Below are 10,882 nucleotides of genomic sequence, written 5' to 3' on the forward strand. Positions count from 1 at the left end.
GTGACGCATCACGACCAACGAGATCCACGCGTTCGAGATACCGACGGAGACAGGACTTTCGAGCGAGGCGGATGCCGCCTCGCGTGACGAAGGTGCAGGACGAGAAGAACCGGCCCGTCCGGCGGCGCACGACCGCCGTTGACGATCCGGGGAGCGGAGGAGGAGAGCATGGGCGGCGAGGTCATGACCGGGGCCGAGATGGTCATCCGGGCATTCCGGGATCAGGGCGTGGACACGCTGTTCGGCTATCCGGGCGGTGCCGTACTTCCGATCTACGACGCTCTATTCCACCAGGACGCGGTGAAGCACGTGCTCGTCCGGCACGAGCAGGGCGCGGTGCACGCGGCCGAGGGCTATGCGCGCTCGTCCGGCAAGGTCGGCTGCGTGCTGGTCACGTCGGGGCCCGGTGCCACCAACATCGTCACCGGCCTCACCGACGCGCTGCTCGATTCGATCCCGCTCGTCTGCATCACCGGGCAGGTTCCGACGCACCTCATCGGCACCGACGCCTTCCAGGAGTGCGACACGGTCGGCATCACGCGCCACTGCACGAAGCACAATTACCTGGTCAAATCCATCGAGGACCTGCCGCGGATCCTGCACGAGGCGTTCTACGTCGCGGCGAACGGCCGGCCCGGTCCGGTCGTGGTCGATCTGCCCAAGGACATCCAGTTCGCCTCCGGCCTCTACGAGCGCCCGGAGATCTCGAGCCACAAGACCTACCGCCCCGCCGTCAAGGGCGACGGCGACCGGATCCGCGCGGCGGTCGAGATGATGGCGACCGCGCGCCGCCCGGTCTTCTACACCGGCGGCGGCGTGATCAATTCCGGCCCGGAGGCCTCACGGCTCTTGCGCGAGCTGGTTGCCGAGACCGGTTTCCCGGTCACCTCGACCCTGATGGGGCTCGGCGCCTATCCGGGCACGGACCCGAAGTTCCTGGGCATGCTCGGCATGCACGGGACCTACGAGGCCAACCTCGCGATGCACGAGTGCGACGTGATGATCTGCGTCGGCGCCCGGTTCGATGACCGGATCACCGGCCGGCTCGACGCGTTCTCGCCGTTCTCCAAGAAGATCCACATCGACGTCGACGCCTCCTCGATCAACAAGGTGGTCAAGGTCGATGTCGGGATCGTGGGCGACTGCGCCTCGGTGCTGGCCGACATGCTTGAGGCCTGGCGTGCCCTGCCGTCGCGGCCGGAGAAATCCAACCTCGACCCGTGGTTCCAGAAGATCGGCGCTTGGAAGGCGCGGGACTGCCTCGCCTACTGGCCGTCGGGGACGATCATCAAGCCGCAATACGCCGTGCAGCGCCTCTACGAAGCCTGCAAGGATCGCGAGACCTACATCACCACCGAGGTCGGCCAGCATCAGATGTGGGCGGCGCAGTACTTCAAGTACGACGAGCCGAACCGCTGGATGACGAGCGGCGGCCTCGGCACCATGGGGTACGGCCTGCCGGCGGCCATCGGCACGCAGCTCGCCCACCCGAAGGGGTTGGTGATCGACATCGCCGGCGAGGCCTCGATCCTGATGAACATGCAGGAACTCTCGACCGCGGTTCAGTACCGGCTGCCGGTCAAGGTGTTCATCCTGAACAACGAGTACATGGGCATGGTTCGGCAGTGGCAGGAGCTGCTGCACGGTTCGCGCTACTCGCAGAGCTACTCCGAGAGCCTTCCGGACTTCGTCAAGCTGGCGGAGGCCTACGGCGCCAAGGGCATGCGCTGCGAGAATCCGGGCGACCTCGACGGCGCGATCGCGGAGATGCTGGCCTATGACGGGCCGGTGCTGTTCGATTGCATCGTCGACAAGACCGAGAACTGCTTCCCGATGATCCCGTCGGGCAAGGCGCATAACGAGATGCTCCTGTCCGATTACCTCGGTGAGACCGGCGTCGAACTCGGCGACGTGATCTCCGAGGAAGGCAAGATGCTGGTGTGAGGTTTTCAGGGTGGCGGCCCTTCGGGGCCGCTGCCCGCCGCATGGGCGGCGGTGCGCGGTCGCGCTTGCCTTGCGCGAGACGCGCTCGGATCGCCGCCATGAGCAGGACTGGACGAGGACGAAGCCGGCGATGAACGCGATGAACACCCACTATCCCGACGCCGTCCGCGTCGAGCCGGTGAACCGGCACACGCTCGCCGTGATCGTGGACAACGAGCCCGGCGTGCTCGCCCGCATCTCCGGCATGTTCTCCGGCCGCGGCTATAACATCGAGAGCCTGACCGTCTCCGAGACCGAGGAGGCGCGCCACATCTCGCGCATCACCATCGTGACCGCCGGCACCAACGCCGTGATCGAGCAGATCAAGGCGCAGCTCGACCGGCTGGTGCCGGTCCACCGGGTCGTGGACCTGACGCTCCAGGGCAACGCGCTGGAGCGCGAGATCTGCCTCGTGAAGGTCAAGGGCGAAGGCGAGCACCGCAGCGAGGCCCTGCGCCTGGCCGCCGCCTTCGGCGCCAAGACGCTCGACGCCACGCTCAACTCCTTCGTGTTCGAGCTGACAGGCGCGACCGAGGAGATCGACCGGTTCGTGCGCCTGATGAGCGTGATCGGCCTGGTCGAGATCTGCCGCACCGGCATCAGCGCCATGGGGCGCGGGTCGGAGCCGCTGTAGGGGCCAAAGGCTCGGATCTGCTATGCTCCGCCGTCCTCGTGGGATGCGGAGCCATGGAAGCCGAGGTCACCCGTTGGGGCGATGATCTCGCCGCGCGGCTGAGCCGTGCGCACCAGGCGCATTAGCGAGCCCTGGCCGCGGAAGTGATGCTGCCGCCCGGCTCCGTCGGTGCGGGCGCGGCTCCGACGGATCAAATCCGCGCGATCGATCAGCGTACCCGCATCTTGAGACGCCTTGGCACGGCACCCGCTGTGGTTCTCGCCGAGGCTCGCCCCCGGGTCGCGACACTGATCGGCCTGCAGGCCTCCCGGTTCGCGGATCCGAGACGGTAATCCCGGGTTGCCTGCTATTGATTCCAAGACCGCAAAGCGCCCGCATGACAACCCGCACCCTCTACTACGCCCCCGGCGCCTGCTCACTGGCCGCCCACATCATCCTCGAAGAATCAGGGCTGCCGTTCGAGGGCGTGAAGCTCAACCTCGCGGCGGGGGACCAGAGGGCACCGGAATACCTCGCGATCAACGAGCGCGGCCGTGTGCCAGCTCTGGTCGAGGACGGCTGGGTGCTGACCGAGTGCGCCGCGATCCTGCGCCACGTCGCCCGCTCCGTGCCCGAGAAGGGCTTTTGGCCGACCGACCTGCGCGCGCAGGCCGTGGCCGACGAGTGGTTGGGCTGGCTCGCCGCCAACCACCACGTCGCCTACGCGCATGTCCGTCGCCCCGAGCGCTACACCGCCGACGAGGACGCCTTCGCCGGCATCCGTGCCAAGGCTGCGGACACCTACGGCGACCTCTGCACCATGACCGAGGTCCGGCTCTCGAACGGCGGCTGGGCGGTGGGCGATCGCTACGGCGTGGTCGATGCCTACCTGATGGTGTTCTGGGTCTGGGCGTCCGGGTCGTCGATCAAGTTCGATATGGCAGAGCGCTTTCCGGCGTGGCACGCACACGCTCGACGGGTCGCCGAGCGGCCGGCGGTGCAGGCGGTGTTCGGGCGCGAGGGGCTGTCCCTGCCAGCGTAGATCCAGCGTCGTCCGGCCCCTTGCGGCGTAGGACGAATCGCTCTATCGAGCGTACCGTACGGTACGGTACTGGGAACGATGCGGTCGAGCCTCGCAGAGCGGCAGGAGACGATGGAGGCGGGCGCCCAGGCGCACGAGTCGCCATCCGTGCGCCAGCAGGCCGTGCTCGATGCCGTGCTCGCCCTCATGGTCGAGGACGGGGACCAACTCACCATGGACGCCGTCGCGCGCCGGGCCAGCTGCTCCAAGGAGACGCTGTACAAATGGTTCGGCGACCGCGACGGCCTGCTCACCGCCACCGTGCGGTGGCAGGCGTCCCGGGTCCATGCCGGCCGCGAGGCCGTGCAAGCCCTCGACGGGACGACCCTGCGGGAGCATCTTCAGGACTTCGCGGTCTCCTGGTTGACGGTGATCGCGAGCCGCACCTCGGTGGCGCTGAACCGGATCGCCGTCGCCCATGCCGGCTCGCGCAAGAGCAACCTCGGCGGCATCGTACTGGCGAACGGTCGCTTCGCCATCGGTGAGCGGGTGAAGCCGGTGCTGGAGGCCGGGCGCACCGCCGGGCTCCTCGCTTTCGCCGACAGCGAGGCGGCGTTCCGGACCTTCTTCGGCCTCGTCGGCCGCGATATTCAGATCCGACTTCTGCTCGGCGAGGCGCTCGACCTCGATGCAGATGAGATCCGGCGCGATGCGGAGCGCGCCGTGGAGCAGTTCCTGGCCCTGTACGGCCAGGCCAAAGCCTAACCTCACCCGAAACCAGCACCTGAAGAGGAAACCGACATGCGGGTTTATTACGATCGCGACGCCGACCTGAACCTGATCAAGGGCAAGAAGGTCGCCATCGTCGGCTACGGCAGCCAGGGCCACGCCCACGCGCTCAACCTGCGCGATTCCGGCGTGAAGGACATCGTCATCGCGTTGCGCGAGGGCTCCGCCACGGCCAAGAAGGCCGAGCACGAGGGCTTCAAGGTCCTGTCGGTCGCCGAGGCCGCCAAGTGGGCCGACGTCGTGATGATGCTCACCCCCGACGAGTTGCAGGGCGACATCTACCGCGAGTCCCTCGAAGGCAACATGAAGCAGGGCGCCGCCCTCCTGTTCGCCCACGGCCTCAACGTCCACTTCAACCTGATCGAGCCGCGCAAGGACCTCGACGTCCTGATGGTCGCCCCGAAGGGCCCCGGCCACACCGTCCGCTCCGAGTACCTGCGCGGCGGCGGCGTGCCGACCTTGATCGCCATCGCCCAGGACGCTTCCGGCAACGCCCACGATCTCGGCCTGTCCTACGCCTCGGCCAACGGCGGCGGTCGCGCCGGCATCATCGAGACCACCTTCAAGGAAGAGTGCGAGACCGACCTGTTCGGCGAGCAGGCCGTGCTCTGCGGTGGCCTTGTCGAGTTGATCAAGGCCGGCTTCGAGACCCTGGTCGAGGCGGGCTACGCCCCCGAGATGGCCTATTTCGAGTGCCTGCACGAGGTGAAGCTGATCGTCGACCTCATCTACGAGGGCGGCATCGCCAACATGAACTACTCGATCTCCAACACGGCCGAGTACGGCGAGTACGTCACCGGCCCGCGCATCGTCACGCCTGAGACCAAGGCCGAGATGAAGCGCGTGCTCAACGACATCCAATCGGGCACCTTCACCCGGAACTGGATGCTGGAAAACAAGGTCAACCAGACCTCGTTCAAGGCGACCCGCGCCAAGCTCGCCACCCACCCGATCGAGGAGGTCGGCACCAAGCTCCGCGCCATGATGCCGTGGATCTCCGAGAAGGCGCTGGTCGACAAGAGCCGCAATTGATTTGGGATTTGGCGGCCGGGCTTTGCCCGGCCGCATCTCGGGGGCCGGTCACGCGAAAGCGAGGCCGGCCTTTTCTATTGGCGGTTGCCGAACGCGACCCTTCCCGACAATAACCGCCCCAGCGGTCCCGGCTGCATGAGGACCGGACAGGGTTGGAGAGGACACGCCATGGCATCGCTCTATTCGGACGCCCACCGGGCGCTGCAGACCGAGTTCGGCACCACCAAGCTCGCCGTGCGCCTCGACGAGGATTGGGTCCACGAGAGCATCCAGCCGGACGAGGGCGCCTTCATCGCCTCCCGGGATATGTTCTTCCTGTCCACGGTCGATCCCGACGGGATGCCGACCGTCTCGTACAAGGGCGGACCCCCGGGTGTGGTGAAGGTGCTCGATGAGAACACGCTCGCCTTCCCGGGCTTCGACGGCAACGGCATGTTCTACTCGATGGGCAACATCGAGGGTCAGGCCAAGGTCGGCCTGCTGTTCATCGACTTCGAGACGCCGCACCGGATCCGCGTCCAGGGCCACGCCACGCTGCTGCGCGACGACGCCCTGATGGCCGAGTACACCGAGGCCAAGTACCTGGTGAAGGTCGCGGTGAAGAAGATCTGGGTCAACTGCCCGCGCTACATCCACAAGTACCAGAAGCTCGAGCAGAACAAGTACGTCCCGACCCCCGGCCGCGAGACCCCGCTGGCCTCCTGGAAGCGCCTTGACCTCGCCGGTGACGTGATCAGCGATGCGGACAAGGCCCGGGTCGCTCAAGAGGGCAAACTTGAAGTCGCCGAGTACGAGGCGCTCGTCGCCCGCGGCGAGGCCTGAACGAACACCCTACGCACGGCTCACCGTCCATTGCGAGCGTGAGCGAAGCAACCCAGGGCAACGCACGATCGCCGGAAGGGGTGTATCGCTGGGCAAGGCGCGCAATGACGGTGCGGGACGATCCGATGGAGCGCGCGATGTCAGCCGTGCTCGCCGAAGCCGGAGCCGCTACCCGTCGTTACGGGCCACGATGAACACCCGTGGAAACGCCAGCAGGCGCCTTCCGTCGCTGCGGGGCGGGTAGCCGGTCTCGATGGCAGTCTCGTAGGCCGCCAGGAACCCGGCCGCCTGATCCGGGTGCAGCGGATCGAGGAACGTCCGCAGCCCGGTGGCGCGGACCCAGTCCACGATGGCGACTGCATCCGCCATCGGGTGGTGATAGGCGGTGCGCCAGACATCCACGTCGGATGCCAGCGGCGCCAGCAGGTCGTAGTAGCCGGCCGGGTCCAGCATCCGGCCGAGGCGCCCGGCCACAGCCGGATCGCCGATCGCCGCTGCCCAGGGGCCGGCGGAGGCGGTCTCACGCATCAGGCGGTGCGAGGGTTCGGCGAGGTTGTCGGGCATCTGCACCGCCAGCACGCCGCCGGGCGCCAGGAGACCGAACAGCCGGGGCAGCAGCGCCGGATGGTCGGGCAGCCATTGCAGCACCGCGTTGGCGTAGATCAGGTCCGGCGCCCGCTCCGGTGTCCAGGTGGCGGCGTCGGCGAGCGCGAAGCCGAGGCCGGGCAGGCGGGCCCGGGCGCTCTCCAGCATCGCCGGAGACGTATCGAGCCCGATGACCTCCGCATCGGGAAAGCGCGCCGCGATCAACGCGGTGGAATTACCCGGGCCGCAGCCGAGATCGTAGGCGAGGCGCGGCCGGTCGAGGGGCACCCGGGCCAGCAACTCGGCCGCCGGCCGGGTGCGCTCGTCCTCGCAGCGGGTGTAGAGGGCGGGGTTCCAATCGGCCATCCTGCTCCCCCTCGTGTTCCGCCGTCAGCAGCCGAGTTGATTGGCCAGGTCCGCGAGGTCCCGGGCCGCGTACGTGACCGGGACAGTCGGCGCGGTCTCGCCGCTGGCCGGCCCGTGCTCGTGGGGCCGGGCGATGTGGGCGGTGGATAGGCCGTAGCTGGCCGCCGCCGCGAGGTCGTTCGAATGGGCCGCGACCATCAGGGTCTCGCCCGGCGCGAAGCCGAACGCCGCCACCGCGTCGCGGTAGAGCGCGGGCTTGGGCTTGTAGTCGCGGGAATAGCCGGCGCCCAGGATCGCGTCGAAGATCAGGCCGTTGCGCCGGGCGAGGTCGGCCATGAGCCGGACATGGCCGTTGGAGTTGGGCGCCAGGAGGTAACGCTCCCGCAGCCGGCGCATCGCGTCCGGCACCTCGGGCCAAGCGTCGAGCCGGTGCCAGGCCTGGACCAGCTCCCGCTGCACGTCGTCCGGCACACCCGCGATGCCGAACTGCGCCAGCACGCCGGGGAGCGATTCCGCCTGCAGTGTGTCGAGATCGACGTAAGTACGCGCGCCGGAGCGCACGGTCTCCATCGACGGGCCGTAACATCCGCGCCAGGCATCGGCGAAGGCGCCGGCATCGAGCGCCGGCGCGTGAGCGTTGAGCAGGCGCCCGGCCTCCCGGGCGACCCCGGAGCGCCAGTCGACGAGCGTCCCGAAGACGTCGAAGACGAGCGCCCGGACCGTCACCGCACCGCCTGAAGGTTCGGGCTCCGGCGTACGAAGCCGACGATGTCCTTGACCGCGTCCAGCGTTTGCGCCGCGATCGTTTCGGCCCGCCCGGCGCCGTCGGCCAGCACGGCGTCGATATGGCCCGGATCGGCGGTCAGCCGGCGCATCTCGCCGGCGATCGGCGCCAGGTTCGTCACCGCGAGGTCGGCCAGAGCCGGCTTGAAGGTCGAGAACTGCGCCCCGCCGAAATCGCGCAGCACCTCCTCGCGGGTGATGCCGGCGAGTGCGGCGTAGATCCCCACGAGGTTGTCCGCCTCCGGCCGCTCCTTGAGCCCCGCGATTTCAGAAGGCAGCGGATCGGAATCCGTTTTTGCCCGCCGGATCTTCTGGGCGATGGTGTCGGCTTCGTCGGTGAGGTTGATCCGCGCGTTGTCGGACGGGTCCGACTTGGACATTTTTTTGGACCCATCCCGCAGCGACATCACCCGCGCGGCTGGCCCGCCGACCAACGGCTCGGTCAGCGGGAAGAACGCCTCACCGTGGCCATGCGCTGCGATCGAGCCCGAAAAATCGGTGTTGAACTTCTGGGCGATGTCCCGGGTCAGCTCCAAGTGCTGTTTCTGGTCCTCGCCCACGGGCACGTGGGTGGCACGGTAGGCCAGGATGTCGGCTGCCATCAGCACCGGGTAATCGTAGAGCCCGATCGAGGCGTTCTCCCGGTCCTTGCCGGCCTTCTCCTTGAACTGGGTCATGCGGTTCAGCCAACCCAGCCGCGCGACGCAGTTGAACACCCAGGCGAGTTCGGCGTGCTGAGGCACTTGGCTTTGGTTGAACACGATCGCGCGCTTGGGATCGATGCCGGCGGCCAGGAACGCGGCCGTGACTTCGCGGATCTGGCCGCGCAGGGCCTCGGGGTCCTGCCAGACGGTGATCGCGTGCATATCCACAACGCAGTATAGGCACTGCGCGTCGCGCGCCTGCATCTCCACGAAGCGTTTCACCGCCCCGAGGTAGTTCCCGAGATGCAGGTTGCCGGTGGGCTGGACGCCCGAGAAGACCAATTCGGTGAACGTGGCCATCGGCGCCGATCCTGAGCAGTACATAGCCGGGGCTGCGCGCCTGCCGGGCGCGGGGTTACTCGCACCCGCGGCCGGGACCGGTCAAGGATGCGCTCACGGCTCCCGGGCCGTCAGCGCCGCACTTGGGCATAGATCGACCAGGACGCAGCGCCCGCAGGCCGGACGGCGATGATGGCAGACCTGCTGGCCGTGCAGCATCAGGATCTCGTGATTGTCGTAGAGGTCCTGCGCGCTCCAGTCCGCGGGCAGTTGCGCCCGAAGGATGGCATGCGAGGGTCCGACATCGATCCGCGGACCGATCAGCCCGAGGCGCTGGGCGACGCGGTGGTGGTGGCTGTCCACCGGCAGGGCCGGCATCCGCAGGGTCGAGAACGACAGTACCGCCGCGCTGGTCTTCGGGCCGATTCCCGGGATCGCCTCCAGCCAGGCCCGGGCCGCCGCGACGTCCATACCCGCCAGGAACGCCAGATCGAGGCTGCCGCAGCGATCGCGCACCGCCACCAGCACGTCGCGGATCCGGGGCGCCTTCAGCTCCGGCCAGGTCACGCCGGCGATAGCAGCCTGGATCTCCGCCACATCGGCGTCGATCACCGCCTCCCAGTCCGGGAACCGAGCGCGCAAGGCCTTGAAGGCCCGCCCGGATTCGGCGTTGCGGGTCCGGTGCGAGAGCAGCGACGAGATCAGCTCGCTCGCTGGATCGAGGCTGTGGAAGTACGGGATCGGGCAGCCGTAGACCGGGCAGAGTCTGGCATGGACCGCGCGCGCCTTGTCGGTGACCGCCGGGTCGGCCGGCGCGGCGACGGACTTACGACGCGGCGCGGACGCAGTGGCGGTCGGGAAGAGGGAGGTCGGCATGCACGGGGAATCCCCAAGCCGCCACCACTGTTCCGGGGTGCCAAATACAGCGGCGATCTGTCCATCGACCAAGGCTGCGAGATATTCGTAGGCGGTTACTGGGTCATCGTGCCGAGGAAGCGATTTCTGACAGATCGCGGCATCGCCGAAGCCCATTCGTCCTTCGGCGATTTTTCGATGACCGGATAAGGCGCATTGTCATTCCGGGACGCCGCAGGCGAGCCCGGAACCCAGAGCCGCCGACGGCGCGAGATCTTGAACGGTCAGCGGTCATCGATCCCGGGTTCCGCTTCGCGGCCCCGGGATGACAGGGCTGCTGAGAGAGTCCCGGCCAGATCGCGCTCGCCAAAAGAAACAAGAATTCTTGTTGTGACCGCCTCTCGAAACCTACTTCACCAATGCAAAAATATTCACATCGAGGTTGTCGTCGGTGCCGTCCTTGAGGTCGGTGGCGTATTCCTCGATGAAGCGGTCTTGGACGACGATGTCCTTGGCGTCGAGATAGGCCGTCAGGGTCTCGTAGGTGCCGTCGATCGACTCGTAGGAGCCCTTGTGCGGGAAGCGCAGGGCCTTGCCGGAGGGGGTCGTGCCGAAACGCAGGCCGTCGGCCTCCGCGGGTGCCGGGCTCGGGGGCGCGGCCACCGGGATCATCGCCTCGTACTCGAAGCCGTCGTCGTCGGTGCGGGTGAACACCGCCAGCGGCCGGCCCGCGGGGGCGATGCCGGCCTTGGCGAGATCCGCCTCGATCCGCGCGAAGGCCTGCCTCAGGTTGACGATGGCCTCCTCCCACTTGGTCTTGCCCGAGAGGATCGCGGCGGGCTTGGCCGGCAGGGTCACCTCATCGACGTCGCCCGGCTCGCCGGGCTTCTCGATGAGGGTCGGGCGCCCCGGCGTGCCGACGGCCGCCTGGCCGGCGGGGGGCGGAGCGATCGCCTGCTGCGGCGCCGGGGCGGCGCTCTTGGTCGGGTCGGCGACCGGGTTGGGCGCCGTCGTGGTCGGCAGCGGGCTGGTCTGGGCAGGGGACGGCGC

11 protein-coding genes are annotated in these 10,882 nt (G+C 68.2%); 6 read left to right on the top strand and 5 right to left on the bottom strand.

All coding sequences use genetic code 11. From position 1 onward, the window contains the following. Positions 1-168 precede the first annotated feature (168 nt). From FV242_RS17295 to FV242_RS17320, 6 genes are all read left to right on the top strand, one after another. The gene (locus FV242_RS17295) at positions 169-1,944 is read left to right on the top strand and encodes an acetolactate synthase 3 large subunit (protein ID WP_147939773.1); all 1,776 of its coding nucleotides are present in this window, start codon (positions 169-171) and stop codon (positions 1,942-1,944) included. Positions 1,945-2,074: 130 nt separating this feature from the next. Next, positions 2,075-2,617, top strand: a complete 543-nt coding sequence (gene ilvN / locus FV242_RS17300) for an acetolactate synthase small subunit (protein WP_007561879.1) — start codon at positions 2,075-2,077, stop codon at positions 2,615-2,617. Between the two features lie 376 nt (positions 2,618-2,993). Beyond that, complete coding sequence (locus FV242_RS17305; protein ID WP_147907181.1) at positions 2,994-3,638, top strand: glutathione S-transferase family protein; 645 nt, start codon at positions 2,994-2,996, stop codon at positions 3,636-3,638. Between the two features lie 78 nt (positions 3,639-3,716). Next, positions 3,717-4,382 carry a TetR/AcrR family transcriptional regulator C-terminal domain-containing protein gene (locus FV242_RS17310; protein WP_246692748.1) on the top strand — a complete coding sequence of 222 codons (666 nt, stop codon included), beginning with the start codon at positions 3,717-3,719 and terminating at the stop codon, positions 4,380-4,382. A gap of 36 nt (positions 4,383-4,418) precedes the next feature. After that, positions 4,419-5,438 carry a ketol-acid reductoisomerase gene (ilvC, locus tag FV242_RS17315; protein ID WP_147939774.1) on the top strand — a complete coding sequence of 340 codons (1,020 nt, stop codon included), beginning with the start codon at positions 4,419-4,421 and terminating at the stop codon, positions 5,436-5,438. A gap of 168 nt (positions 5,439-5,606) precedes the next feature. Further along, positions 5,607-6,260, top strand: coding sequence for a pyridoxamine 5'-phosphate oxidase family protein (locus FV242_RS17320; RefSeq protein ID WP_147907182.1), 654 nt, complete (start codon positions 5,607-5,609; stop codon positions 6,258-6,260). A 168-nt stretch (positions 6,261-6,428) separates the two neighbouring features. Here the strand turns inward: FV242_RS17320 and tam are convergent, their stop codons facing one another. From tam to FV242_RS17345, 5 genes are all read right to left on the bottom strand, one after another. Continuing rightward, on the bottom strand, positions 6,429-7,211 hold the full coding sequence (gene tam, locus FV242_RS17325) for a trans-aconitate 2-methyltransferase (RefSeq protein ID WP_147939775.1): 783 nt from the start codon (positions 7,209-7,211) through the stop codon (positions 6,429-6,431). Between the two features lie 24 nt (positions 7,212-7,235). Next, a complete protein-coding gene (locus tag FV242_RS17330; protein ID WP_147939776.1) occupies positions 7,236-7,937 on the bottom strand; it encodes a haloacid dehalogenase type II in 702 nt (233 codons plus the stop codon). Beyond that, a complete protein-coding gene (gene trpS / locus FV242_RS17335; RefSeq protein ID WP_147939777.1) occupies positions 7,934-8,998 on the bottom strand; it encodes a tryptophan--tRNA ligase in 1,065 nt (354 codons plus the stop codon). The genes FV242_RS17330 and trpS overlap by 4 nt, the downstream gene beginning before the upstream one ends. Positions 8,999-9,091: 93 nt before the next feature. Continuing rightward, the gene (nth, locus tag FV242_RS17340; RefSeq protein ID WP_147939778.1) at positions 9,092-9,853 is read right to left on the bottom strand and encodes an endonuclease III; all 762 of its coding nucleotides are present in this window, start codon (positions 9,851-9,853) and stop codon (positions 9,092-9,094) included. A 387-nt stretch (positions 9,854-10,240) separates the two neighbouring features. Continuing rightward, a partial coding sequence (locus tag FV242_RS17345) for a GyrI-like domain-containing protein (protein ID WP_147939779.1) occupies positions 10,241-10,882 on the bottom strand: 642 nt, incomplete at its 5' end.

The sequence above is a fragment of the Methylobacterium sp. WL64 genome (genome assembly GCF_008039945.1).
Lineage (GTDB): Bacteria > Pseudomonadota > Alphaproteobacteria > Rhizobiales > Beijerinckiaceae > Methylobacterium.

Coding starts and splice junctions, on each gene's coding strand:
- ilvC (WP_147939774.1), top strand. CDS start 4,419: ATGCGGGTTTATTACGATCGCGACGCCGACCTGAACCTGATCAAGGGC.
- tam (WP_147939775.1), bottom strand. CDS start 7,211: ATGGCCGATTGGAACCCCGCCCTCTACACCCGCTGCGAGGACGAGCGC.
- ilvN (WP_007561879.1), top strand. CDS start 2,075: ATGAACGCGATGAACACCCACTATCCCGACGCCGTCCGCGTCGAGCCG.
- FV242_RS17305 (WP_147907181.1), top strand. CDS start 2,994: ATGACAACCCGCACCCTCTACTACGCCCCCGGCGCCTGCTCACTGGCC.
- nth (WP_147939778.1), bottom strand. CDS start 9,853: ATGCCGACCTCCCTCTTCCCGACCGCCACTGCGTCCGCGCCGCGTCGT.
- FV242_RS17295 (WP_147939773.1), top strand. CDS start 169: ATGGGCGGCGAGGTCATGACCGGGGCCGAGATGGTCATCCGGGCATTC.
- FV242_RS17320 (WP_147907182.1), top strand. CDS start 5,607: ATGGCATCGCTCTATTCGGACGCCCACCGGGCGCTGCAGACCGAGTTC.
- trpS (WP_147939777.1), bottom strand. CDS start 8,998: ATGGCCACGTTCACCGAATTGGTCTTCTCGGGCGTCCAGCCCACCGGC.
- FV242_RS17310 (WP_246692748.1), top strand. CDS start 3,717: ATGCGGTCGAGCCTCGCAGAGCGGCAGGAGACGATGGAGGCGGGCGCC.